We start from the raw sequence: 25,352 nt of genomic DNA, 5'->3' as shown, positions 1-25,352 counted from the left end.
CACAGGTCAGCCGGCCTGCAGGCCCTTCGACCAGAGGACGTTCCCGGCGACGTCGACAAGCTGGGCGGTCAACGCGCGCGAACGGCCGTCGATCGCCAGCCGGCCGAAGAACTGCAGGCCCGCGGAAGGCGGCAGGTTCGACTGACCCGCCGGCGGGGCCTTCACGAAGACCTGCTCGGGGCCGAACGTCGAGTCGAGAGTGTTCGGCCCGAACGTGCCGGCGTTCGCCGGGCCGGCGACGAACTCCCAGAACGGGTCGAAGTCGCGGAACGCGGCCCGGTCCGGGTGGTAATGGTGCGCAGCCGTGTAGTGGACGTCCGCGGTGAACCACACGGTGTTGCGCACCTTGTTGCGGCGGATCGACGAGAGGATCTGAGCGATCTCGACCTCACGCCCCAGCGGGGCACCGGCGGCGCCCTGGGCGACACCCTCGATGGCGGTGCCGTCGGGGACGAGCAGGCCGATCGGCAGGTCGTTGGCGATGACCTTCCACGTGGCCTTGCTCTTCTTCAGGCCGTCGATGAGCCAGTCCCGCTGGGTCGCACCCAGGATCGCCGCACCCGCGGGGTCGTTCTGGCCGTCCGGGTTGGCGTTCTTGTAGCTGCGCATGTCCAGGACGAAGACGTCCAGCAGCGGGCCGTAGGAGATCTTCCGGTAGATCCGGCCGTTCGGGTCGCCGCGGCCCTGCAGCAGCGGGGTGTACTCGTACATCGCCTGCTTGGCGCGGGCGGCGAGCACGTCGACGCGCTTCTCGGTGTAGCGGGTGTCCGTGGTGAGGACCTCGCCGGGGTACCAGTTGTTCGTGGTCTCGTGGTCGTCCCACTGGAACAGCCACGGCACCTCGCGGTTGAACGCCTTCAGGTTCGCGTCCAGGAAGTTGTAGCGGAAGTTGCCGCGGTACTCGGCGAGGGTCTCGGCGACCTTGCGCTTCTCGTCGATGACCAGGTTGCGCCACACCGTTCCGTCGGCGAGCGTCACCGTCTCGGCGAGCGGGCCGTCGGAGTACACGAAGTCACCGGAGCAGATCGCGAAGTCCGGCGACGTCCGGCGCATCGTCTCGAAGATCTTCATGCCGCCGAGGTCCGGGTTGATGCCCCATCCCTGCCCGGCGACGTCGCCGGTCCACACCAGCGACACGTCCCTGGCGCGAGCCGGTGCGGTCCGGAACCGGCCGACCAGCGTCTCGCCGCCGCGGCGCGGGTCGTCCGCCGCGGTCAGCTTCACCCGGTAGAACACCTCGCTGCCCGGGGGCAGACCGTCGACCGCGACGATGCCGGTGCGGTCCGTCGCGTCGGTCAGGCGGGTCACGCCCACCGTGCGTGCCGAGCGGAACGACTCCGTCCCGGACACCTCGACGGTCATCAGCGCCGGCCGGTCCGAGCGCGCCCAGATCACACCGCTGCGGGCGGTGACCTCACCGGACTGGATGCCCGAGGTGAAGGTCGGCCGACCACCCAGCACCTGCCCGGGGGTGCTGCCCGAACCCGAAGCCGAACCTGAGCCGGCCCACGCGGCCGGCGAGCCGAGCCCGCCAGCCAGGCCCATGGTCCCCGCGGTCGCGATGACGGCGCCACCGCGCAGCAGTGCCCGGCGCCCGATCGCGGCGGACCCGAGCGACCCGGCCTCGATCGCCCCACCAGTTTCGCCCGCGTCGGTGGCAGGTGTCCGGTGGTCAGGTGCGGTCATGGAGTGTCCCCATTCTCGGTGCCGCACCGTGCACCGCGCCCCCGGGCGTCATCCGCGCCACCTGCGCGGCGGCTCCGGCACGGCGTCAGCGTCGTTGCCCCCAGCGGGGAAAAGAGTGGCAATCATGGCGGACTGTCCGTCGACAGCCGACCGACGACGTGGTGAACGTTGCGGGACGGGAAAGTGGGGACCTGACGAGCGCGCCGATGCCGCACCCGATGCCCCACTGACGCCGCCCCGCACGTCAAGTGGACCGATGACCAGCGGCGACGGGACCACCGGGTGGTCTTGCCGTGTCGGGCATCGCCTAGAATTTCCGGCCCAAGCGCTGTTTGAGCAGGGCGGCGGAGGGAGACCGTGGGTTGAGCGGGCTGCCGGGAACGACACGAGATCCACAGCGGCGTCCGAGGACGCTTCCGTTCGATCTTCGTGCTGGTGGTATTCCGCGACGCAGCGCGTCATCGCGGCTCGCCAGGGTGACCCTGGGGATCCTGTCGGTTCTGGTCTTCATCGTCACGGCCAGCGGCTGGGCGTTCTACACCTACGTGAACGAGAACACCGACAGGGTCAACCTCAGCCTGGGCAGCGACCGCCCCGAGCAGACCGAGGGAGCCACCAACTACCTGATCGTCGGCACCGACAGCCGGGCGAACAGCGGCGGAGCCTACGGCGACGTCGAGGGGCAGCGCTCCGACACCACGATCCTCGTGCACTTCAGCGAGGACGAGACCGTGACCATGCTGTCCTTCCCGCGTGACACGTACGTCCAGATCCCCAAGTACACCGACAGCGCCGGCAAGGTTCACGCCGCACACAAGAACAAGTTCAACTCGGCCATCTCCGACGGCGGGCCCTCGCTGCTCGTCCGTACGGTCGAATCGCTCACCAACCTGCGCATCGACCACTACGTGTCGATGGACCTGGAGGGCTTCAAAGCCATCACCGACGCCATCGGGGGCGTCGACGTGTGCGTCCTGCCGTCGACCTTCAAGGAGTACGTCTCCGAGAACGGCCGCACCAGCCGCAACACGAACGACCCGATGAGCGGCTTCGTGGGCGGCCCCGGGACCGTGCACGTCAACGGTGAGCAGGCCCTCGCGTTCGTCCGGCAGCGCCACGGCCTACCCGGCGGCGACCTCGACCGCATCCACCGCCAGCAGCAGTTCATGGGAGCGGTCTTCCACAAGGTCATCGGTGGTGGGGTGCTGAAGAGCCCCAGCAAGCTGGAAGGGCTGATCAGCACCGCGACCGGGGCACTCACCCTCGACGACAGCACCGAAATCATGGACCTTCGCAAGCTCGCCAGCAGGCTGACGGGCATCGCCTCCGGCGGCATCGCCATGCAGACCCTGCCGACGCACGCACCGGGCCCGACCGAGGGCGGCAACGAGCGAGGCGAGATCCTCATCGGCGGCCAGCGAGTGTCCGTGCAGCTCTACAACCCCGCAGACCTTGAGAAGATCATCGCGCCGCTCGGCGGCTCCACCGGCGTGGCCACCACCGGCACCGGCTCGGCCGCGATGACCGTGCAGGTCTTCAACGGCACCAAGATCGCCGGTCTCGCCGCGGGCGCCGTCGACGAGCTCACCGCCAAGGGCTACCAGGCGACGAACGCGGGCAACACCACCGACAGCAGCAACTACGTGACCTCCCGGGTCCGTTACGGCGCCGGTATGCAGGACGCGGCGACCGCCCTGCAGGCCCTCGTGCCGGGCGCACGCCTGGAAAGCGACGCCAGCATCACCGGCCTGCAGCTCATCCTCGGGACGTCCTTCGACGGCCTCACGGACGCCCCGGTGACCGCACCGTCCGCCGCGGCGCAGTCCACCGTCGCGCACGCCGGTTCCGCCGCGGCCACAGGTCCGGGCACCCAGGCCCCCGCGGACGCCGGCGGCAGTGCCGGCGCGGCCGCTCCAGCACCTGAGGCTGCCGCGCCAACCGCCCCGAACTGCACCTACTGATCCCGGGCCTACCGGTACCGCGGCCGCCGCCGTGGTTGCCGTTGCCGTTATCGCCAAGCAAGAAATGAGGATTTCGGCTGCTGCGGCAACCGAAACCCTCGCTTCTTGCTGATCGTCAGGCGGCGTTTTGTCTCGTTTGCGCGATCCCGCGCCTACCGATGGCCGGGCTCGTCCGAGGCGCTGCTGGCTGAACCCTTCGGCACCCGCTGGCGTGGGCTGAGCGACGTCCACTCCTGCGCCCAGCCGGCCAGCGGCTCCAGCACGCCCAGGAGCCGCCGCCCGTGGCTGGTCAGGCGGTACTCACCCGCCTCGTCCACCTCCACCAGGCCCGCTTCACGCAGCTCACGGGTCCGCTGGGAGAGCTGGGACTCAGCCGCACCCACCCGCGCGGCCAGCCCCCGAAACGAGGACGAGCCGCCGCGAAGACACCAGAAGACCGCGAGCGCGTGCCGCCGGCCGAGCAGGTCCACCAGCGTGAGCAGCTCCTCCGGCGCCCCCGAGCCGGACGGACCACTCACGCCATGCGTGTGCCGGCTGCTCAGCGGGCTCGCACCCCCGCCCCGTTCGAGCTGTGCGCGTCGCGGGGGAGCGCGAACGGGGCACTGTTCACATCAGGCTCCGTTCCACCGAGCATCGCGCGCACCCGGTGGAACAGCGCCCCGGCCTGCGCGGACACCACCCCGGCCACGCTCTGGACCTCGGGACGCTCCCGCACCTCGCGGGCCTGGCGCATGATCGCGTCATAGTGCTCGCGGCCACCACGCGCACCCAGGACATATCCGACGCCAAGGGCGATGGCCACACTGGGCCTGATGCGCATGGTTCCTCCCGGGGGGCAGGGCCGGGCGGGCGCGGCCGACTCCGCTGGCGCTCCGGCATGTCACTAGGCTTGTTTACTACCCCACCGGCAGCACCCGGGGAACCTCAGGTAGGCTGACGGACGTCAGACACGATCTGGACCGCCGATCTGGACCGCGAGATCGCCGATCTACCCGGAGCTGGTTGCCGGGTGACTGGTGTACGATCTGCGAGGGTTCCAGGTTCGTGGATGGCGCCCAGAACGGTCCTGCGTAGCTCAATTGGCAGAGCAGCCGGCTGTTAACCGGCAGGTTATAGGTTCGAGTCCTATCGCAGGAGCATCACCGCAGGTCACAGCCTTGATCGTAAGTTTCTGATCAAGGCTTGAGTCATTTTGAGCCTTAGAACTCGTCGTCATTCGACCACTTGCGACGTCTCCCGACTTGTCGGCTACATGATCGCCGAGAGGGTGGATCTGGTCCGGTCCTCCGGCTTCCGGAGCCGCCGAAGGTCTTTTCGGTGGAGGCTGGCCGCACCCTCGTACGTACGGGCCTCCCCATGCGTCGGTGTCGACCGGGTGACCACGGCGATGCGTGGAAGGTCCGGGGTCAGTGCTTCGTGGTCGGCTTCTGATCGATCAAATGGGCGTGTTCGCGGTGCGGGCACGATGACGGCGGGGCGCGGCCGCACCTCGGGCTGTGCCGGTAAGAAGCGCGTCACCAGCCGCAAAGATCCGTCATTGTTCTTTTGGTCCAGAAAGCTGACAATTCATGTTCATATGGCCCCGAATGACCACTGGACCCGAACGTCTCATGTTGGAGAGCATGCTCGACCGCAACCGGCAAGCGCTCATCGACACCGCGCGAGGGCTGTCCGAGGCCGACGCGCGGCGGCGCCTGGTCGTCTCACTCACCACACCGATCGGCCTGATCAAACACGCCGCCACCGCTGAGCGCATCTGGTTCCAACGCACCCTGCTCGGCCTGGAGGAGTCCGCATGCGACGGCTACGCCACCGGTGACGACGGCAGTTTCGTTGTCGCCGACGGCGAAACCCTTGCCGACGTGATCGCCGAATTCGAGCGCGCCAGCGAGCGCTCCCGCGTGATCGCCGCCGACTTCGAGCTCGACGACACCAGGGCGCACCCCCGCGCCGGCGACGTCAGCCTACGGTTTGTCTACCTGCTCCTGATCGAGGATTTCGCCCGTCACGCCGGCCATGGTGACATTCTCCGAGAACAAATCACCGCCGGACGATAGGCGTTGGCAGAGTTGCGCAAGATCTGGTTGCAACTCAGGTATCGGTCCCGGGCCGTGGTCCTTCGTCGGGCAGGCGGGCAGGCGGGCAGGCGGGCAGGCGGGCGGGCGGGCAGGCGGGCGGGCGGGCGCCAGAGTTCACTGTCGACTCGGCTGTCGAAGCCCTCGTAGTACTCCGCGCGTCGACGTGGCGGACCTTCATTCGTGGTCAGGCTTGGGCGCCGCCGTTGGATCGGGTTATGAGCCTGTCGACGTCGGAGTCGCGAGCGACGCGAGGCGAGTGGGGCACGTGTTGTCCTCGACCTCGGCGGCCCTGACCTTTACTACGGCGCGGCGGGTGACGACATCGAATGCCCGCGCCACGGAGGCTTCGACACCTGCTGTGATCGGCAGGATGAGCACATCCAGGTGCTGCGCCTGCTCGACTGCTCTGGCGTGTCCGGCGGATGCCGCGCGGTGAATTCTCCTGTCGTCTCCCCGACAACGAAATCCGGCCCGAGGCCTGACCAGCGGCTGCGGGAGCTGGCGCTCTGTCCGGTCATCGATCCGGGGGACTTCGTCGGGGGGATCATTGCTCTCGGCCATGCGCCTGCGGCGATAATCAGCCGCGTGGGGCGCCACCCGCCTGACGGATGACGGCTGCGGCCGTACCTGTGGTCAGGTAGCGGGGCCTGCGGCCGGCCTTCCGGCAGGAACCATTCGTTCGACGGGCGCAGGTGGGTAAAATGGCAGGCAGGGAGACGGGGCCGCGGCGGCTGTGGCTGCTCCGCGCGTCGCTGGGTTTCCTGCTGGTCGCGTGCGCGGTGACCATCGTCGCCTGGCGGTCGCCGGGGACACCCCCGGCCCGGGCCGCGAACCTGGACGACAGCTCCGCCTGGCTGCCATCCACGCCCGCCTGGGCCGGAGTGCTGGTGGACGGGGCGTCGGCAGCGGTGATCCGTCGAGTGTCTCTCCTGGGAGAGCCGTTGGCGGTCGCCCAGTCGGGGCCGGACGCGTTCGCCGTCCTGAAGGACGGTGCCGTCCAGCGCATCGATGGTGCGACGTTCGACCTGGGCGCTCCGGTGTCGTTCGTCGACGCTGAAACCAGAAACGCGGATGTCGGGCAGCTCGCCGACGGGCAGCCGCGGCTGGAGATCCGGGCCACGCCCAGTGCGGTCTTCGTCCGGGACCGGCTGACCGGCGTGGTCAGCATCGCCGACCCGAAGACGCTGCGGACCGTGCGGACCTACTCGCTGGCGGCCCCCGCCGGCATGGCTGAAGGGGCGACGATCAGCGACGCCTCGGCGGGTGCCGACGGCCAGGCACGGCTCTGGGCTGTCGACGGCACCGGCGGGCTCGTCAGAATCGACGCCGCCGGCACCCGCGTCTGGCGGAACGTGGTCAGCAACCCGGCGCTGGTGCAGCTGGTGACGGTGGCAGGCAGGCCCTACCTCGTCGACTTCGCCGCCGGCACGGTGCGAACGATCGGGGCGGACGGCCTCGGCGACGAGCACACATGCGTCGAGCCGCTGTCCGATCTGCGGACGGTCGAGGTCATCGGCTCCAGCCGGGGGACGGCGCTCTACCTGGTCAACAGCCAGCGGGGGGTGCTGGTGGTCAGTGACGTCGCGGCGGGCGGTTGCGCCACGGCGGCACTGTCGATCGCACCCGAAGGTCACACGCTCGGGCAGCCGAAGGATGCGGCGGGGCGCGTGTTCATCCCCGATCTGACCACCGGTGCGATCATCGTCGTGGACACGACGGACCCGGCCCGCCCGCGGGTTCTGGCCCGCTCGGAAGTGGTGCACGGGCCGAGTGCCGCGCTCGAGCTGGTCGCGCAGGGCACGTTGATGTTCTACAACGACCGTAATCGTGACATCGCCGGTGTCATCCGCGCGGACGGCACCGCTTCCGAGGCACACGAGTTCGACCGGGGCGCAGCCGGCGTCGCCGCGAACACGCCGTCCGGCCCGGCGCAGACGCCGCCCCCGGCGCAGACATCCCCTCCGGCACAGCCGTCACAGCCTGCGCAGACCTCCGCCCCGGCGCGGACGCCCCAGCCGACGCGTACCGCCGAGTCGAGGCCGGTCGTGCCGGTGGTGCCGTCCTCGTCCCCTTCGACGCAGGCTTCCGAGCCGCAGCCGCGCACAGCGCCGCAGGTCAGCAACTCGCCGACCGCTGCGCCGCCGACCGCTGCGCCGCCGACCTCGGCGCGGCCGCCCGCACGGTCCGGTGTTGAGATCCGCGTGACCGCCCAGCAGGTCACGACTGACAGCACGGTGACCCTGCGGGTCGTCCCACTGGGCGACACGGCACCGGTGGCCAGTGCCAGCTGGTACTACGGCGACGGCGCGAACGGGATGGGTCTCGACGTCACCCATTCCTGGGCCGCGGCCGGGACCTACACCGTCAGCGTCAGCGCCCAGCTCGTCGGCGGTGGTACTGCCACGGAGCAGGTCTCCATCACCGTGCGGCCGCGGACGGCCGCCCTCCCGTCGTCGCCGCCCGCGCAGCTGCCGACCGGAACGCAGCAGCAGCCGTCGTCGGCCCGCCCGACAACACCCGGCGCGTCGCCGACGTCGCCGACGTCGCCGACGTCGACCCGGTCGACGACTTCACCGGTGCGGACGACGACGCCGCCTGCTCCGACTCCGACTCCGACCCCGACCCCGTCGACGGCTCCGCCGGTGCGGACGACGCCGCCGTCGCCGAGCCCGTCCCTGTCGCCGACGACGGTGGCGCCGACGACGGTGGCGCCGACGACGGTGGCGCCGACGACCGTGCCGCCGGCGCCGTCCACCTACTCGGAGACGTCCAACCACGGCGGGCACACGTGGACGAACTACCAGACCGCTGGTGGTACGCGCGGCCCGGACATCGGGTACCACCAGACGGTGCAGGTGTCCTGCCGGGTGCGTGGCTACGTCACCCCGAACGGGAACGACTGGTGGTACAGGATCGCATCGTCGCCGTGGAACAACGCGTACTACTCCGACGCGGACGGCTTCTACAACAACGGCCAGACCTCCGGCCCGTCGAACACCGTCTGGGTCGATACCAGGGTTCCGCTGTGCTGATGGCGCGATAGACGAGGCGGCGGCGGCGCGTGCCCGACCGCCGCCGACAACGCGAACGGCGAACGGCGCCGGCGGGGCTTTCCATGGAACGGTGTATTTTCGGCCGTGTCGACTTTGCTGAGCGCTGACAGCATGGTCGGGTCACGGGGGGAATATGATGAAGGTAATGGTGCGCGCGCTCCGTGTGATGGCTGCGGCCATCGGAGTGGGCCTGGTGCTGTCGACGGGTGCCTGCGGCGGCGGATCGGCCGGGTCCGGCGAGGCCGACGGGGCCGGCACCGTCACCACATCGCCAGGTGCCTGGGCGACCGACATACCCGTTGAGCTGGCCGGAGGTGCTTCGTCACCGTCAGCCGCCGCCGCGGCGGCGGCCGCGGATCCGGTCGCGGCGCCAGGTGCCGGGGGCGGCGCGGCGACGCAGTCGGCGGGGGACGCGGGAACCGGTCCGCTCGCTGGAACAATTGTTCCCGCGGATTTTCCTATCCCGCCGGGAGCGACCGTGACGGTTTCCGAGGCAAAGGCGACCGACGCGACCATCAGGCTTGAGCGAATAGCTCCCGCCGCGGCCGTCGCCTACTATCGCGCGGCTTTGCCTGGTGCCGGTTACAAGTTCTTCCAGGAGGCCGGTTCCGAGGGGCGGACAAAGGTGACCTTCACCGGGCGGAGCCAGAGCGTTCAGGTGCTGGCCGGTGGTACCCGGACTCCCGACCTGGTCCTTGTCATCTTCACCCAGTGCACGAGCGCGGTGAGCGGTGGCGACATCGAGGGCCGGCGCAGCGACCGGGTCGCCTGCGTCTGATCCGGCCTGCGTCTGATCCGGCCTGCGGTGCTGGCTGGCCTGTGGTGCTGGCTCGTCCCCCTCGGTTTCACCCTCCACCAGCACGCCCAGATTCGTGATCGACGACGGGACGAGTCCGAGGAGCGGAGGGTGTTCGTCGTTCTGGCGACCGTAGTCCTCAGATCCTGCTCGTCGGCAGCCGCAGCCACGGTGACAGCCCGGGCTTAGGATCCTGGTTGTTCCGGAGGCCCGTGGCGGAATTCTGAGACGCGGCGGATCCCGGCTACCTGCACGGGCCTGACGGAGCCGTGTTGACGGAATGCGAACCCCACCCGCACGGCCACCCATCAAGGATCCCGCACCGCCGCGCGTGCACCGGTAATTCACCTCAAGGGGCGCAAAAGGGGTGCAGAGTCGCCTGGCGACCCGCAAGAAAGAAGGATTTCGTTCGTCGGAACGACCAAAATCGTTCACTCTTGCGACTCGCCAAACTGGGCTGCCGGGCTATCCGGTTACCGGGCGCCGAGGTATCGGGTGCGCGGAGGTCCGGCCGTGTTCGTGGAGTGCGAACCTCCCCGACCAGCGACCAGCGACCAGCGACCTTGATCGATTTCGGTCCGCGACGGGCTTCCTGGCGACCGCGGCCCGTAGGTCCTGCTCGGTAGCGGCGGTAGGCCGAAGCTCGGGAATCGCGCTCGCCCTGTCGTCGTCTCAAATATTGGGATCATAGTTTCGAACTATGAGATAGGCTCGGCGTGGAGACGGATCGATCCGTAGCGAGAAGGGCGAGGTGCGATGACGACACCCGCGAACACCTACACACACGGCCATCACGAGTCGGTGCTCAGGTCCCATCGCTGGCGCACGGCCGAGAACTCGGCGGCCTACTTGTTGCCGGCGCTGCGGCCCGGGATGACGTTGCTCGACATCGGCGCCGGGCCGGGCACGATCACCGTCGACCTGGCCGAGCGGGTGGCGCCCGGGCAGGTCACGGCGGTGGAGATCAGCGAGTCCGTACTGGAGCTGGCCCGGGCGGAGGCTGCCCGTCGCGGCGGGACTGCCGCCGGCGGAATCGTCTTCGCCGTGGCCGACGTCCACTCGTTGCAGTTCGACGATGATTCGTTCGACGTCGTGCATGCCCATCAGGTTCTTCAGCACGTCGCAGACCCGGTGCTCGCGCTGCGCGAGATGCGTCGGGTGTGCCGTCCTGGTGGTCTCGTCGCCGCTCGGGACGGCAGCTACAGCGACTTCGTGTGGACGCCGAGGCCGCCCGAGCTCGACGAGTGGCTCGATGTGTATCTGCGTACCGCGCGGGCGAACGGCGGGGAACCGGATGCGGGGCGCCACCTGGCGCAGTGGGCGCGCGACGCCGGGTTCACCGAGGTCGCGGCGACGAACGACGACTGGGTGTACGAATCAGAGGCCGATCGGCGCTGGTGGGGGCAGATGTGGGCCGAGCGGATCCTGCGCTCGGACATGGCGTCCCAGGCCCTGGCCGGCGGATTTGCCAGCCAGGCCGATCTGGAGCGGATCTCGCGGGCGTGGCGTGCGTGGGCAGCCACGCCCGGAGCGTCGATCACGATCCCGAACGGCGAGATCCTCGCCGTCGCCTGAGCCTGCTCTTTCGCTGCGCCGCGCTGCGCCGCGCCGCCCGCACCGCGTCGAGTCGCGTTGGCGGTTGGTCGAGTCGAGGTCGGTCGAGGTCAGGAGTGGCTGCCCGACGTCGGTTCCGCGGGGCCGCCCGTCAGGGTTGACCACCGGGCCCGCCAGGACATCACCGACCAGCCTGACGCGGCGCTCATCACCGAGCCGAAGCTCGCCCAGGAACCGACGCTCAGGACGGACACGGCCGAGCCGATCGAGCCGATGGACAGAACCGAGCCGATCGAGCCGATCGAGAGCACGGAGCCCTTCGACCACAGGCACAGGACGGAGTCCTCCGAGCCGATCGACAGCCGTGAGCCCTTGCGTGCTGACAAAGCGGAACCACTCTGCGTGCGCATGGGTCCATCATCGCGCCACCGGGGCTGGCGGGGCTGCGCTGCCCGCCAGCCCCGCAGCCCCGGTGGCGCTGCGGGCTCCGTCAACGGCCGGCCGCGTGGGCGGCGGCCCGGCTGCGCTGGTTGGCGACCCAACGCACCGCCGAGCGGCGCAGCAGTCCGGGTGCGAGCCGGTGGAAGCGCCAGGCCATCCGGGCTGACCGGGGCGCGATGAGCAGGGCCCGGTCGGCGGCGACGGCGGCCAGCACGTCCGCCGCCAGCTGGTCGACGTCGTAGGGCTTCCGGATGCCCTGGTCCTTCAGGAAGAGATCCCGGCTGTCGAAGCTCCCGATCGCGCCCTTGTCGAGGATCGGCGTGTCGACGCTGGACGGGCAGACGACCGTCACGCCCACGCCGTGCGCGGCCGCCTCGGCCCGCAGCGCGAGGGAGAGCCCGACGACGGCATGCTTGGTCATCACGTAGCTGGTCAGCAGACCGGAGGCGACCAGGCCGGCCAGCGAGGCCACGTTGACGATGTGCCCGCCGCCGGCGGCGATCATCCTTGGGTACGCCGCGGTGACACCGTGCACCACCCCGCGGATGTTCACGTCGATGATCTGGTTCCACTGGGCGGGGGTCAGCTCCGTCGTCTCGCCGCCGAAGACGATGCCGGCGTTGTTGACCAGCAGGTCGAGCCGTCCGTCTCGGGCCACGACGTCGGCGACCGTCCGCTCGACCGCCGCCGCGTCGGTGACGTCGAGCCGGGCGGAGCGGGCGCCGGGCAGGTCGCCCGCGGTGCGGGCCGCGGCGGCCTCGTCCAGGTCGGTGCAGATCACGGTCGCGCCGGCGCCGGCCAGGGCGCGGCACAGGGCGGCACCGATTCCCGACCCGCCGCCGGTGACCAGTGCCGTTGTGCCGGCAAGCCGCCCCGCACGGCTCCCGGCGGGGTTCCCTCCGTCCGCGGCCATCTCAGCTGTCCCCGAACGCGCGGGCGAGGTGGGTGAGCATGTTCGGGTAGCGGAGCATGTGCGCGCCGCCGTTGATGTCCAGGATCTCCCCGGTGATCCAGGCTGCGGCGTCCGAGCACAGGTAGAGGGCGGCCTGCGCGATCTCCTCCGGTGTGCCGGCCCGCCCCAGCGGGGTGTTGGCCAGGTAGTCCTCGGTGATGCCGGGGATTGCGGCGGCGGGGGCGGTCAGCGGGGTGGTGACCAGGCCGGGCGCGATCGCGTTGACCCGGATGCCTCGTTCGGCGAACTCCAGGGCGGCGACCTGGGTGAGCATCGACAGCCCCGCCTTGGCCGAGCAGTAGGCGGCAAGGCCCACGCCGGGCTGGCGGGCGTTGAGCGACGACAGTGACACCAGCACCCCGCCGCGGCCGAGGTGGCGCCCGGCGTGCTTGGCGACGAGGAAGCCGCCGGTGAGGCTGACGTCGACGACGGCGCGGAACTCCTCCAGCGACTGGTCGGCGATCAGGCCGAGGCTGCCGATGCCGGCGCTGTTGACGACGGCGTCCAGCCGGCCGAGCCGGTCGTGGACCCCGTCGAACAGGCCCGCGACCGATGCTTCGTCGGTCACGTCGGCGGTGGCGCTCTCATGTGGCCTGCCCAGTCCGCCGGCGACCTCCGCCGCCAGCGTGCCGTCACGGTCGGCCACCACGACCTGGTAGCCGTGTGCGGCTAAGACCTCGGCGGTGGCGCGACCGATGCCGGAGGCACCGCCCAGGACGACCGCGACCCGACCGGCTTCGCGCCCGCCTCCGTCACCGCCTGCTTCTGCCTGCGTGCCAGCGCGCGTGCCTGCCTGCGTGCCTGCCGGAGTCCCGGCCTGCGGATCCTGCTGCGCCCCGGTCTCCACCGCTGTCTCCACGGTCGGCTCCACCGTCACCCCTCACGCGTGTCAGCTTTTGTTGACATGTGTCAGGTCAGTTCCTAGTCTGTGCCCGGCACCTCTGTCCAGTCCCCTGGAGGAATCCATGAACGGGCCTCGCACGGCGGTTATCGGCGCGGGCATCAGCGGCCTGACCGCCGGCAAGATGCTCGGCGACTACGGAGTGCCGTACACCTGTTTCGAGTCGTCCGACCGCCTCGGTGGCAACTGGGCTTTCGGGAACCCGAACGGGCACAGCAGTGCCTACCGCTCGTTGCATATCGACACCTCGCGGCACCGGCTCTCGTTCCGGGACTACCCGATGCCGGACGACTATCCGGACTTCCCGCACCACACCCAGATCAAGGACTATCTGGACGGGTACGCCGACGCGTTCGGGCTACGCGAGCGAATCGAGTTCGAGAACGGTGTGACGCACGCGGAGCATCTCGACGGCGGCGGCTGGCGGCTGGCCACCGCCGACGGGAGCACCCGTACGTTCGACTTCCTCGTCGTCGCCAACGGCCACCACTGGGACCCGCGTTACGCCGACTTCCCCGGCACGTTCACTGGCCAGACCCTGCACTCCCACCACTACATCGACCCGGAGAACCCGCTGCGGTTCAAGGACTCACGCATCCTGGTGGTGGGCATCGGCAACAGCGCCGCCGACATCACCGTCGAGCTGTCGTCCCGAACGCTGCGCAACCAGGTGACAATCTCGACCCGGTCCGGCGCCTGGATCGTGCCGAAGCTCGTCGGTGGCCAGCCGGGGGACAAGCTCTACCGCACCCTTCCGTACGTGCCGCTGAACTGGCAGCGAAACGTGCTCCACTTCTTCAACATCCAGTCGGCGGGGCGGCCCGAGCGGTGGGGGCTGCCGGCCCCGAAACACCGCCTTTTCGACGCCCATCCGACGCAGTCGGCGGAGCTCCCCGTCCGTCTCTCCAGCGGGGACGTCACCCCGAAGCCGAACGTCAGCCGGCTGGACGGATCAACCGTCCATTTCGAGGACGGGACGTCCGGCGAGTTCGACATCATCATCTACGCCACCGGCTACAACATCACGTTCCCGTTCTTCGACGAGGACTTCGTCAGCGCGCCCGACAACCGGATCCGCCTGTACAAGCGGATCCTCCTGCCGGGGCTGCCCGACCTCGCGTTCGTCGGTTTCGCCCAGTCGACGCCGACCCTCTTCCCGTTCGTCGAGTGCCAGTCGCGCCTGGTGGCCGCCTACGCGGCCGGCCAGTACCGCCCGCCGTCCGACACCGAGATGGACCAGGTGATCACGGCGGACGAGCAGAAGTACATCGGCCGGATGGTCGACCGTCCACGGCACACTCAGCAGGTGGACTACTTCCTCTACGAGCACGACATGCGCACCAGGGAGCTGCCGCGGGGCCGGCGCCGGGCACTCGCCGAGGGCCCGGTCCCGCTGACCGCGGCGACGGCCCTGAGTTGAGCGGTGAACAGGTCGGCGTCGGCGATCCGCTCGACCGGCGCGCGCCCCAGCGCGGTGACCAGCGCCGGGCCGCGATGATGCGGGCGCTGGACGAACTCCTCAAGGAACGCGACCTCGACGAGATCAACGTCGCCGCGATCACCGCCGAGGCGGGGGTCAGCCGGTCCGCGTTCTACTTCTATTTCGAGGACAAGGCGGCCTGCGCCGCCGCGCTCGGCTCGGACGTCTACCAGGAGGTCCTGTCCGCCACCCACGCCCTCATCACCACCGGCGGGCCACCGAGGGAACGGATCGGCAGGACGATCCGGGCGGTGCTCACCAGTGGTGAGAAGCACAGGCACCTGATCCAGGGAATGCTGGTCGCCCGCCAGCGCAGCGAGACCGTCCGCAGGCTGTGGGACGAGTACCGGGAGTCGTTCATCGGCCCGCTCGCGGAAATGATCGACGCGGAGCGGGCCGCCGGCACCGCCTCCGCCGGGCCGGACAGCCGGGCGCTCGTCACCGTTCTGCTCGAGCTCAACGAGCGCAGTCTCGAGCAGCTGAGCACGGGCGGTCCGCTCAGCGCGGATCAGCGCGCCGAGGCGCTGACGGCGATCTGGCTGCGCACGATCTACGGCACCGATCCCGATCCCGGGCCCGGCTCTGGCCCCGAAGCCGACGCCGACGCCGACGCCGATCCCGCCCCCTATCCCGACGAAGTGACCCGCCCCTAGCCATACCCGGCTCGCCGCCGCCGCCGCCACCGCCACCCCGCCTCTGCCGCCACCGCCACCGCCACCGCTGCCGGCGGAGGCGGGTGGGTGACGGAGGCCGGCCACGAACGATCGGACCGCAGATGACCAACTCGCAGCTCACCTACGAGGAACGCACGTTCCGTTCCGGGGACGCGGACTGCGCGGCCTGGTGGTTCCGGGCCGCCGACGACAGTCTGGCGACGGATTCCGGCCGGCCCGCCGTGGTGATGGCCCACGGGCTGGCCGGTACCATGGACTCCGGCCTGGAACCGTTCGCCGTCGGTCTCGCCGCGGCCGGGCTGGACGTCCTCACCTTCGACTACCGCGGTTTCGGCGCGAGCGGCGGAGGCCCGCGTCAGACGGTGTCCCTCGCCAGGCAGGCGGACGACTACCGGGCCGCGCTGACCGTGGCGGCCGGGACCCCCGGCGTCGACCCGTCCCGGCTGGTGCTGTGGGGGGAGTCGCTGTCGGGTGGCACCGTGCTGCAGGTCGCCGCCGGCCGGGCCGACATCGCCGCCGTCATCTCCATGGTCCCGCTGCTGGACGGGCCGGCCGCCGCGCTGTACGCGTTCCGGACCCAGCCGCCGCTGATGGTGGCCCGAACCTCCGCCACCTCCCTGGCCGCCCGGCTGGGTGGGCTGGTCGGCCGCCCCGCGCCGATGATCCCGGTGGTCGGGCCGCCAGGCCGGTCGGCGGCGCTGACCCCGCCCGGCTACTACGACGACTACCTGGCGATCGCCGGCCCGACGTGGCGTAACGAGGTCGCGGCCACCCTCGGCGGCGAGATCGGGCCGTTCCGACCGGGCCGGACGGCGGCCTCGGCGCTGCGCAGCCGCTGGCTGGTCCAGATAGCCGACTTCGACCGGGCCGCACCGCCGTACGCGACCGCGAAGGCCGCCTTCCGCGGCCGGGCCGAGGTACGGCACTACCCCTGCGACCACTTCGACCTGCACGCCGGCAAGCCGTGGCACGAAGCCGCCCTCGCCCACCAGGCCGCCTTCCTGCGCCGGGCACTGCAGCCGTAGGCACCCCGTGCCCGAGCCACGGGCAACCGCCCCCGCCTCGGGAAGGACGTCCCCCCAGGCCCTCAGGTCAGCTGGTGAGCAGGGCTGTCGTGGCGAGGCCGAGCACCGTCACCGCGATGGCGGCCCGGATGGGGAGCTGCGCCCGCTCGACCGCCGAGGATCGTTCCGAGAGCGCGGACAGCGGCCCGGCGATCATCGCCAGCAGGGCACCCGCCCACACCAGGGCGGACAGGTCGGCCACGTCCGGGTCGAGCCCGACCACGACGATGGTGGCGATCAGCGCGGCGGCGAACAGGGCCTGGGGGAGCAGCAGAAACGACATCCGGGGCAGTGCGGTCTTTGCGGTGGCCCCGGATTCGGGGCGCCCGGCGAGCACGACGCGGACGAAGGCCAGCGCGTAGAGCGGCGCGTTGAACAGGGTGCTGGCGATCGTCCGGTGCGCGCCGCGCAGGCCGGTGTGGCGGGCGACGACCAGCATCGACCCGACCAGGTAGGGCAGGGCGTGCAGCACGTAGTCGGTCAGCGAGACCCCGGCGGCGATCTGCACCCCGGCCAGCGCGTTCATCGGCGGCCCGAGCAGGAACATCATCTGCGCGCACGCCACCAGGTAGCCGACGCCGGTGTGCAGGTAGTGGGCGCGCTGCCAGCCGGTCAGTCCCGGCTTGCGCAGCGGGTTGTCGAACAGCAGCAGGCGTAGCCCGTCCATCGCCCACCGGCTGCGCTGCTTGGCGTACTCGGCGGCGGTCGCCGGCGCGATGCCGACGGAGACCGGCTCCGGGTGGTAGACACTGCGCCAGCCGCGGGAGTGCAGCTCGTAGGAGGTGTGCAGGTCCTCCACGATGTTCCATTCGCTGAACCCGCCGGCGGACGTCAGGGCCGACCGCCGGTACAGGGTGCCGTTTCCGCAGGAGGAGGCCGCACCGTCCCGGTCCTTCGCCGGCTGCACCGCCCGGTACAGCATCGGCTCGGCGTTGTTGAGGACGTCGTACCGGCCGACGTCGAAGCGCTGCTCGGTGCAGACGAAGCCGACCTGTGGGTTGCGCAGGTAGCCCAGGACCCGTTCCGCCAGGTCGGGGACGGCGATGTGGTCGGCGTCCAGCGTCATGATCGCCTCGGAGCCGGTGCGCGCGAGGGCGTGGTTGAGGTTGGCCGCCTTGCCCTTCGCCCCGGTCGTGCGGGTGAAGCAGGTCAGCCCGAGCCGGGCGGCGAGCTCGTCGATCTCGCGCCAGTTCTCCCTGCGGGCGATCCGGCCGTCGTTGAGCACGTAGGTGCGGTGCGGGTAGTCGATCGCCAGCGCGGCCCGCAGCGTCGCCTCGACGATCTCCACCGGCTCGCCGCAGACGGTGACGAAGACGTCGAGGGTGCCGGTGGGCATGGGCGGGCGCCGCACCCGTCCGGGCCGGATCCGGGATGTCATCAGCGCCGTCCACACGATCGTGAGGTAGCTGGCGACCTCCGCGCAGTAGAAGAGGAACCCGGTCACCCCGGAGCCGCCCAGGGTGCCGGCTCGCCAGGTCAGGTACCCGGCGCCGATCAGGATGACCGCGATCGCCAGGCCGGGCCCGGTGGCGGCCGTGAGCCGTCCGACGGGCACCCGCTGCCAGGTGTCGTCCTCCGTCAGCGGCGCGGGACCGGCGAGGGTTTCGAGCGCGGTGGCGCGGCGTGCCGCGGGGCGTGTCGCGATTGACGTCCGCAGGTTGGACCCCGGTGCGGTGGACCCCTGTGCGGTGGGCCCCTGTGCGGTGGACCGCTGCACGGGAATGGGGGGAGCTGCCGGAGTCGTGGTGTTGACCGCTGCGGGTCCGGCGGAAGCGCCTGGAACAGTGGAAAAAGCGGGTGCCCTGGACAGGGAGGTGGCGCTCCCGCTGAATCCTGACAACTGAGGCCGCACGAAGCCGTTTTCCACCGCCCAGGACGTGACGTCGTGGTCATCCGTACTGTTTGTGTCCTCGGGCCGGGCCTGGTCCACCACACGATCTCCTCTCGGTGTTCGGCGGCATCCTCCCATCTCGTCTTTTGTTCGAATGCACCGCCTGGTGGCTGGCTCGGCCCACCCGTGAGAAATCGACTGCCTTCTGGGGGTTCCGTGCGCGGGGCGCGTAAATGTCCAGAACATGGCATTAGGATCGGCTTGGCCTGTACGGGTTCCACGCCTCGGCATCGTCTGATCCGCGACATTCCGGCATGCCGTTAAATTCAGGTGATGAGGATGTTGCTGTGATCTTCTGGATCGGGTGTCGGCGGGTGAATGCGGTTGGATAAATGAGAAGCCTGTCGCAGGTGTCCGGGATGTGGTCGGGGCCCTTCGGGGCAGGTTGGTCGTCCGTGGCCGGGCCGTCATCCGCCGTGGATCGTGATCATGTTGGCGACCAGGGTGAACGCCCGACGCCGATGCGCCGTAGCGTCGAAGATCCACATGGGCTGGGTGGCGTTGGGGGACTTTCGGTCGCCGGGCGAGCCTGTCGCGGATCCCCGGGTTTCGGCTTCCATCCGCTGTCGCTGTCGCTGTCGCTGTCGCTGTCGCTGTTGCTGTTGCTGTTGCTGTCGCTGTCGAGCAAGAAATGACGATTTCGGCTGCTACAACAACCGAAATCCTCGTTTCTTGCGGATCGTCAAACCGGCTCGCGTCCTGTTTGCGCCTGTTGGGGTGAATTACTGGCGCTGTGTGGCGGCGCGGAATCCCGGTGGATCATTCAATGCGGGACAGTATTCTTTCGACCTCGTCCTCGGTCGGTGCCGCAGGTGCGGCCGTACCCACGCGGTCGGAGTCCTGGAGCATGAAGCCGTCGATGATGGATTCGACGTAGCGCCGCCAGAGATCGGGGCGTATGTCGACGGGGTAGCCGAGATTTCCCGTAAGCAGGAAGATCATTGGAAAGTCGGTGGCGGTGAAGTCATCTCGAAGGCGACCGCTGGCCCTGGCTCGGGCCACGATGCGCGTGATGACCGGCAGCAACCGCTCGCGCGCGAGCTCCTGGTTTCGTTTGGCGGCGGACATCATCGCCTGCCACAGCGCACGGTCGGAGAAGTGGTACTCGCAGGTGCGAACAATCGCCGCGCGCAATGCCTCGATCGGGTCGGAGACCTGCTCGGCCGCGAGCATGATGTCGCGCGCGGTGTCGAACCGCTGCTCGATCAGGGCGCCGAGCAGTGCTTCCTTGTCGGCGAAGTGCCGGTAGACCGTGCCGACCCCCATGCCTGCCGCGGCGGCGAGCTGATGGAACGTGACGTCGAGTCCGCGGATGGCGATGAGTCTGTCGGCGGTCTCAAGCAGGATGGCGCGATTGCGTACCGCATCCTTACGTGCACGCGGAGCGTCGGAGCCGCTGACCGTAGGTGTGGCGGACATGGGTGCATTCACTCCCGCGGGTGGGGTCGATGTCGTAAGGCTAGCTACCCGGTGTAGCGGGTGGGTCGGTAGGCGGTGGTGCGTCGAGTTCTACGGACCCGGGGCTGGGCCCAGCACGACCGATCTGTCGATCAGTGTGCTGCTCGTCGTGAACAAGGCCACCACTTCACAAGTGGACCGGAGGTGTCCGCTTCCGTTAGCTTGGCTGAAGCGGACCAGTGATGTCCACTTCGATCAGGCGGGATGGTCATGTCGCTAACAGGTACGGAAGCCGGCGTCGCAGCACAGGCGCCGCCACGGGCGGACGGGGGCTCCGCCAGCCTCAACGACAAGCGCTGGTGGGTGCTGTGCGTGCTCGGCCTGGCCCAGCTGATGGTCGTCCTGGACGGGACGGTGGTGAACATCGCGCTGCCGTCGGCCCAGCAGGCACTGGACTTCAGCAACGACCAGCGCCAGTGGATCGTGACGGGCTACGCGCTCGCCTTCGGCAGCCTGCTGCTGCTTGGCGGCAGGCTGGCTGACCTGTACGGGCGCAAGCGGATGTTCCTGCTCGGTCTGATCGGGTTCGCCGTCGCCTCGGCCGTCGGGGGCGCGGCGACCAGCTTCGCCATGCTGGTGGCGGCCCGGGTCGTGCAGGGTGCCTTCGGCGCTCTCCTCGCCCCGGCCGCCCTGGCGCTCCTGAGCACCACCTTCACCGACGTGAAGGAACGCTCCAAGGCGTTCGGCATCTACGGGGCGATCGCCGGTGGCGGCGCGGCCATCGGGCTGCTGCTCGGCGGCGTGCTCACCGAGTACCTGTCCTGGCGCTGGTGCATGTACGTGAACCTCTTCTTCGCCGCGGTGGCGTTCGTCGGCGGCGCCCTGTGGCTGCGCCACGAGATGGAGCAGGAGCGGCCGAGGATCGACATCCCGGGCATCGTGCTCGTCTCCACCGGCCTGTTCGCCCTGGTCTACGGGTTCTCGCGGGCGGAGACCGACGGCTGGTCCGACCCGGTGACGATCGGCTGCCTCGCCGCCGCGGCGGTGCTGCTGATCGCGTTCGTCGTCGTCCAGCAGCGGGTCGCGCAGCCGGTTCTCCCGCTGCGTGTCGTGCTCGACCGCTACCGTGGCGGGTCGTTGGTGGCGATGCTCATGTCGGGCGCCGGCATGTTCGGGGTCTTCCTCTTCCTCACCTACTACCTGCAGCAGAACCTCGGGTTCAGCGCGGTGAAGTCGGGCCTCGCGTTCCTGCCGATGACGGCCGCGCTCATGATCTCGGCGCAGTTCGGGTCGGCGGTGCTCACGCAGCGAGTCGGGCCGCGCTACATCATCGCCCCTGGCCTGGCGATCGCGGGCGTCGGTCTGTGGATGCTCACCAGCATCGATCTCGGTTCGACGTATCTGGGCAGTGTCCTGCCGCCGACCATGATCTTCGGGGCTGGTATCGGTGCGGTCTTCGCCTCCGCGATGAGCCTGAGCACCGCGGGCGTCGAGGCCAAGGACGCCGGTGCCGCGTCCGCGATGGTCAACACCGTCCAGCAGGTCGGCGGCTCGGTCGGCACCGCGCTGCTGAGCACCATGGCGGCCACCGCCGCCGACAACTACGTCGACTCGCACGCGCCCGGCCCGATGCTGCCGGTGCTCGCCTCGCTGGAGAGCTACACCACCGTGTTCTGGTGGAGCGCGGGAATCATGATCCTCGCCGCCGTGATCACCGCCGTCGTCCTGCCGGGCCAGGTGCGCCAGCCCGGCGAGAACGAGGAGGAGGTCGTCGCCATCGGCGGCTGACCGGCCCCGCTCGCGGGCCCCCGCCGACAGCCCCGCCCACGGGGTGCGTGCCCGGCATCAGCCGGCAGGCGGGGGCCATGTAGGAGAGTGCGGGAGGACGGCGCTGGACGTCGTCGGAGCCACTGCCGGCGCCCAGACGGTCGGTGGCTGCTGAGCCGGTGTCGACCCGCCGCCCCGCCCGGCTGGTCCGGTGGGCGCCGACCTGGGCCGCGGTGCCGGGGTGGTTCTCGCCCCGGCCGCCGAAGGTGTCGCGGACGATCCGGTGCCGCCTGGAGCACCGCCGAAGCCGGTGGCGCGGCGGTGGAGCGTTCCCTGCCGGGTGTGCTGTTCCACCACGGCCAGGGCTGGCACGGCTGGCCGGTATATCGGTGGCCTGAATTCCGGTCCGGCGCCGTCGCCCATTGTTCACCGGTGCGCCCGGGATATTTTCATCCCGAAATATTTCGGTGTTCCGGGTGGTTATGGCAGCTGGTCGCCGGCCTGCTGGCCGGCTCGCTCGATTGACGGCGACGGTCACCGGCTGAGCTTCGACGGTGTCTTCGATGCAATCCGGTTGACAGTCGCAGAGAGTTCTGACACGCTCACTCGGTGGGCTCCGATGGTGTGGCGGAAAACTTTCTAATTCCTTGCCATCGGTCTATCTGCTCACGGTTGATGTCGACTTTCGTCTCGCGTTTAACGGGAATGTTCGAGCTGTTTCCCGGCGGTTTCGTCGGGGTCTGCCTCCCCGCCGCCGCGTCGCTGTGACGAGGCCAGGGCAACAGGAGGGCTCTCCGCGGCGGCGTCCGGAGTGGGATGTGGCTTCATCCATCGGGCTTCGGGTCGTGCCGGCCGATGACGCGGCCGTTCTGCTCGAGGCGGTGGCGGAGCTGCTTGTTTGTTTCGGCTACGACGTCGTGGTGCAGTCGGATGTCGATGATGATGCCGTGGGGCTGCTGGTCGGGCCGGGCGAACATCGACCGGATCCCCTTGACGCGCTGACCGATCGTGAACGTGAAGTGCTCGCCCTGATTGCCCAGGGGCGTTCCAACCGCTCCATCGGTGATCGGCTCGCCCTCACTCCTCGAACGGTCGAGTCCCACGTGCGCAGCATCTTCACCCGGCTCGGCCTGCAGCCTCAGCGCGCGGACAACCGCCGGGTGCTGGCTGTTCTCGCCTATCTTGAGGCAACCGGGCACCATCCGGCCAGCTGATCCGCGGTGACCCGCGTGGCTCGGTTTGCTCGGCGTGAATCGGCGTGAATCGGTTTGGGTAAGGATGACCTGGATGTGCCGCCCGGTCTCCATGGAAATACGTGTTCTGCCTTCTGGGTCCTGTCATCTTTGTGTTCGCGGTCTTCAGTGCTATCCCTGATGTCTCCGTCCGAACAATCGGCGAGGATCAATCCTGATCGAGTGGTGCGAGCTGATCGGCGCCGTCGTGGACGCCGCCCCGATGGTGACGTCTGCAGTGGAGACTTTCCAGGTCATAGCCGGCGCATGAATCTGCGGGCCGATTGGGTGCCGATGTTCGATCGTGCCGCAGCCCGCGATCGGTGACGTAGGACACACGGGGAGAAGCCTTGACGGAAACTGCTTCGCTGTCTCATCGAGAAAGGGCCGTGCTGGCGAGCTTCGCCCGCGGCCACACCTATCTGCAGATCAGTCGACGGCTCGGTATCACGGTGGCCACCGTGGACACCTATATGCGCCGGGTTCGGGCGAAGACCGGAGCTGTCAACACGGCGGAGCTGGTACGGCTGGGCCTTCAGCTGGAGTGGCCGGTCGTCTGACCGGTCGACAAAGGCGCCACGGGCCGATGCTGGCCCGTGGCGCGCGTGGAACATGCATGGACCTCCATGGACGTGCGTACATGGAGGTGAGCGCGTCGGCGTCCAAGTGCGGATGTTCGTGCGCGGAGGTGGTGGTCCGGCGTTACTGGGCGACCTCGGTCGCGGTCCGGTCCCTCGCGGCGAGCGCGGCCCGGGTTCTCGCGAAACCGGTGGGATCCGCATCAATGGCACGCCGCTGGTACGCGGACTCCACGGTGAACCATTCGCCGACCAGGTTCGTCCGGGCCTTGCAGGCGATGTCGGCGAGCGCCACCGCGATCTGGGTGGTGCTCGGCGGCGAGGTGAAGGCCGGATCGCCGGCGACGACCAACGGGTCGGCGTAGTGGTAACCGGCCTCCTTCATGCAGGCCGACCAGGCGACGAAGACCGCTCGGACCCGGCTGTCCCTCTTGGTCACCTCGAAGGTTCCCATCTGCAGGTTGTTGCCGCGGCGCAGGTCGTCGGGCTTCGGGACGGACCGCACCAGAGCCCGGTCGGCCTCGCCCAGGCAGCCATCTGCTGGTACCGCCAGGCCGTGGACCACGGACGAGCCCTGACCGGTCAGCACCGTCTGCCCGTCGGCGTCAAGATCCGGCCTCGCTGGCTTCGGCTGTAGCGCCGGATCCCGTGCGCCGAGCCCGTACCCCGCGGTTCTGGCCAGCTCGGCGTCTGTGATGCCGTACCGGCGGTCCGTGAGACTGACCGGACCGTAGATGCCCCCGGGCGTCGGCTGGACGTCGTATCGCACGCCGAACCGGGCCATGCAGCGCTGGATCAGCGTCAGGTTGGCCTGACTGAGACGGTCGAGCTGGTCCTGGGTGGGCAGATAGTCCTCCACCGGGAGCCGTAGTCCCGAGCTGGCCAGCAGTTTCGGTGCCGCGCCTATCGCCGGTTCGGCCGGCTCGGCTGGTTCGGAGTCGGGCTTTCCCCCGGCACAGCTGGCGAGCAACACCAGCGCGGCGAGCACGGCAAGCGCGGCGAGCACGGAGTCCACACCGGCGCCTGCTCTCGGTTTCCGGCGGTTCAGGGCCATCTAAGCTCTCCCGGACGGCGGAACGGACCGGTACGGCTGCGGCCGCCGCGCCGCGACAGCCGCCACGGCGCACGACCGGCCGCAGCCGTCCGTTCGGAACGAATTTCGTGACCGTGCTCAGGCGATCAGGCGGTCGGGCGCACAGAACCGCGCCTGGCAACCAGGCCGGAGCGTTGATCGGTACGGAAGGCCGATCGGCGAGCCTTCTCCATCCCACGGTGCACGGTCAGCGACGCCGCAGGTCCGAGTCGACGATGGAAAAGGCTCAGTGCGTTGCGCTGGATCAGCAGGAGGCCGACGACCAGTAAGCCGACGAGATCGTGTTCTTGTACGTCGCGGAGGCGTTGCCCACGTAGCCCGCGGACAGGCAGCCGTGCGAGCCCGTGTAGCTCGCGTTCGTGAACACGTGCCACCAGTAGCTGTCCCGGTTCCGGTAGGACTCGGTGTTGTCGTTCGCGGAGATGCTGGTGCCGGGGAACACGTCCCCCGCGAAGTTGTCGTCCGACACGTAGAGGTCGAACACGTAGCCGCTCTGGTTCTGCAGGTAGTAGAGGCCGAACTCGCCGGTCTCCAGCACCCCGTTCTTGTGCGTGGCCGCGTCGGCCGGCGCAGCCACCCCGAGCGCGGTGGCGAGACATGTGGCGAGCACGGATGTTGCCGCGAACGCGCGCTTGAGCTTCATTCCCGTCTCCCTTTAGGAAAGTGTCCGGTCGGACAGGGTCAATCCTTCGGGGGATGGCCGGATCGTGACAGTCACGAGCATTCGTTTCTTGACCAGGTCCGACGGAGATG

At 69.6% G+C, this 25,352-nt stretch carries 22 protein-coding genes and 1 tRNA gene; 13 read left to right on the top strand and 10 right to left on the bottom strand.

Features of this window, described 5'->3' with window-relative positions; genetic code table 11:
* Positions 1-6: 6 nt before the first annotated feature.
* A complete protein-coding gene (locus tag AWX74_RS10110) occupies positions 7-1,686 on the bottom strand; it encodes an alkaline phosphatase D family protein (protein WP_091274171.1) in 1,680 nt (559 codons plus the stop codon).
* Between the two features lie 476 nt (positions 1,687-2,162).
* Between AWX74_RS10110 and AWX74_RS10105 the strand changes: the two genes are divergently transcribed.
* A complete protein-coding gene (locus tag AWX74_RS10105) occupies positions 2,163-3,647 on the top strand; it encodes an LCP family protein (protein ID WP_091274165.1) in 1,485 nt (494 codons plus the stop codon).
* A 152-nt stretch (positions 3,648-3,799) separates the two neighbouring features.
* Here AWX74_RS10105 and AWX74_RS10100 read toward each other — a convergent pair whose 3' ends face one another.
* Positions 3,800-4,165, bottom strand: a complete 366-nt coding sequence (locus AWX74_RS10100) for a winged helix-turn-helix transcriptional regulator (protein WP_091274162.1) — start codon at positions 4,163-4,165, stop codon at positions 3,800-3,802.
* A 20-nt stretch (positions 4,166-4,185) separates the two neighbouring features.
* Complete coding sequence (locus AWX74_RS10095) at positions 4,186-4,467, bottom strand: hypothetical protein (protein WP_091274158.1); 282 nt, start codon at positions 4,465-4,467, stop codon at positions 4,186-4,188.
* A 244-nt stretch (positions 4,468-4,711) separates the two neighbouring features.
* Between AWX74_RS10095 and AWX74_RS10090 the strand changes: the two genes are divergently transcribed.
* From AWX74_RS10090 to AWX74_RS10070, 5 genes are all read left to right on the top strand, one after another.
* Positions 4,712-4,784, top strand: a tRNA-Asn gene (locus AWX74_RS10090).
* Between the two features lie 431 nt (positions 4,785-5,215).
* Complete coding sequence (locus AWX74_RS10085; protein ID WP_091274154.1) at positions 5,216-5,704, top strand: mycothiol transferase; 489 nt, start codon at positions 5,216-5,218, stop codon at positions 5,702-5,704.
* 722 nt (positions 5,705-6,426) lie between these two features.
* Positions 6,427-8,757 (top strand): PKD domain-containing protein, encoded by a 2,331-nt coding sequence (locus AWX74_RS10080; RefSeq protein WP_091274150.1) that lies wholly within the window; start codon positions 6,427-6,429, stop codon positions 8,755-8,757.
* Positions 8,758-8,923: 166 nt separating this feature from the next.
* Positions 8,924-9,556, top strand: coding sequence for a hypothetical protein (locus AWX74_RS10075; protein WP_226931272.1), 633 nt, complete (start codon positions 8,924-8,926; stop codon positions 9,554-9,556).
* 774 nt (positions 9,557-10,330) lie between these two features.
* On the top strand, positions 10,331-11,149 hold the full coding sequence (locus AWX74_RS10070; protein WP_091274147.1) for a class I SAM-dependent methyltransferase: 819 nt from the start codon (positions 10,331-10,333) through the stop codon (positions 11,147-11,149).
* A gap of 89 nt (positions 11,150-11,238) precedes the next feature.
* On the opposite strand, the gene AWX74_RS10065 is transcribed toward AWX74_RS10070, so the two are convergent.
* The 3 genes from AWX74_RS10065 to AWX74_RS10055 form a co-directional block, all read right to left on the bottom strand.
* The gene (locus tag AWX74_RS10065; RefSeq protein ID WP_091274143.1) at positions 11,239-11,538 is read right to left on the bottom strand and encodes a hypothetical protein; all 300 of its coding nucleotides are present in this window, start codon (positions 11,536-11,538) and stop codon (positions 11,239-11,241) included.
* 80 nt (positions 11,539-11,618) lie between these two features.
* Positions 11,619-12,482 carry an SDR family oxidoreductase gene (locus AWX74_RS10060; protein WP_091274140.1) on the bottom strand — a complete coding sequence of 288 codons (864 nt, stop codon included), beginning with the start codon at positions 12,480-12,482 and terminating at the stop codon, positions 11,619-11,621.
* Between the two features lies 1 nt (position 12,483).
* A complete protein-coding gene (locus AWX74_RS10055; protein ID WP_242666164.1) occupies positions 12,484-13,380 on the bottom strand; it encodes an SDR family NAD(P)-dependent oxidoreductase in 897 nt (298 codons plus the stop codon).
* Positions 13,381-13,486: 106 nt separating this feature from the next.
* Between AWX74_RS10055 and AWX74_RS10050 the strand changes: the two genes are divergently transcribed.
* From AWX74_RS10050 to AWX74_RS10040, 3 genes are all read left to right on the top strand, one after another.
* Positions 13,487-14,842: a flavin-containing monooxygenase gene (locus AWX74_RS10050; RefSeq protein WP_091274137.1), complete on the top strand. Its 1,356-nt coding sequence runs from the start codon at positions 13,487-13,489 to the stop codon at positions 14,840-14,842.
* Positions 14,839-15,555, top strand: coding sequence for a TetR/AcrR family transcriptional regulator (locus AWX74_RS10045; RefSeq protein WP_207550293.1), 717 nt, complete (start codon positions 14,839-14,841; stop codon positions 15,553-15,555). Before AWX74_RS10050 ends, AWX74_RS10045 begins: the two co-directional genes overlap by 4 nt.
* Positions 15,556-15,677: 122 nt before the next feature.
* A complete protein-coding gene (locus AWX74_RS10040; RefSeq protein ID WP_091274134.1) occupies positions 15,678-16,601 on the top strand; it encodes an alpha/beta hydrolase in 924 nt (307 codons plus the stop codon).
* Positions 16,602-16,668: 67 nt separating this feature from the next.
* Here AWX74_RS10040 and AWX74_RS10035 read toward each other — a convergent pair whose 3' ends face one another.
* Entirely contained in the window at positions 16,669-18,357 is a 1,689-nt protein-coding gene (locus AWX74_RS10035) for a glycosyltransferase (protein WP_242666163.1), read from the bottom strand.
* Between the two features lie 569 nt (positions 18,358-18,926).
* Here AWX74_RS10035 and AWX74_RS39470 point away from each other — a divergent pair.
* Positions 18,927-19,166 (top strand): hypothetical protein, encoded by a 240-nt coding sequence (locus AWX74_RS39470; protein WP_131799443.1) that lies wholly within the window; start codon positions 18,927-18,929, stop codon positions 19,164-19,166.
* A 124-nt stretch (positions 19,167-19,290) separates the two neighbouring features.
* Here the strand turns inward: AWX74_RS39470 and AWX74_RS10030 are convergent, their stop codons facing one another.
* Positions 19,291-19,950, bottom strand: a complete 660-nt coding sequence (locus tag AWX74_RS10030; protein WP_091274127.1) for a TetR/AcrR family transcriptional regulator — start codon at positions 19,948-19,950, stop codon at positions 19,291-19,293.
* Positions 19,951-20,199: 249 nt separating this feature from the next.
* Between AWX74_RS10030 and AWX74_RS10025 the strand changes: the two genes are divergently transcribed.
* The 3 genes from AWX74_RS10025 to AWX74_RS10015 all read left to right on the top strand — a co-directional run bounded on the left by AWX74_RS10025 (position 20,200) and on the right by AWX74_RS10015 (position 23,488).
* Positions 20,200-21,717 carry an MFS transporter gene (locus AWX74_RS10025; protein ID WP_091274635.1) on the top strand — a complete coding sequence of 506 codons (1,518 nt, stop codon included), beginning with the start codon at positions 20,200-20,202 and terminating at the stop codon, positions 21,715-21,717.
* A gap of 824 nt (positions 21,718-22,541) precedes the next feature.
* Positions 22,542-22,910, top strand: a complete 369-nt coding sequence (locus AWX74_RS41200; protein WP_242666162.1) for a helix-turn-helix domain-containing protein — start codon at positions 22,542-22,544, stop codon at positions 22,908-22,910.
* A gap of 368 nt (positions 22,911-23,278) precedes the next feature.
* Entirely contained in the window at positions 23,279-23,488 is a 210-nt protein-coding gene (locus AWX74_RS10015) for a response regulator transcription factor (RefSeq protein WP_091274121.1), read from the top strand.
* A 142-nt stretch (positions 23,489-23,630) separates the two neighbouring features.
* Here AWX74_RS10015 and AWX74_RS10010 read toward each other — a convergent pair whose 3' ends face one another.
* Positions 23,631-24,560: a hypothetical protein gene (locus tag AWX74_RS10010; protein WP_131799442.1), complete on the bottom strand. Its 930-nt coding sequence runs from the start codon at positions 24,558-24,560 to the stop codon at positions 23,631-23,633.
* Positions 24,561-24,843: 283 nt separating this feature from the next.
* Positions 24,844-25,242 carry a peptidase inhibitor family I36 protein gene (locus tag AWX74_RS10005; protein WP_091274115.1) on the bottom strand — a complete coding sequence of 133 codons (399 nt, stop codon included), beginning with the start codon at positions 25,240-25,242 and terminating at the stop codon, positions 24,844-24,846.
* Positions 25,243-25,352 lie beyond the last annotated feature (110 nt).

The organism is Parafrankia irregularis, from assembly GCF_001536285.1.
GTDB lineage: Bacteria > Actinomycetota > Actinomycetes > Frankiales > Frankiaceae > Parafrankia > Parafrankia irregularis.
This window is presented reverse-complemented; position numbering and strand designations above follow the sequence as displayed.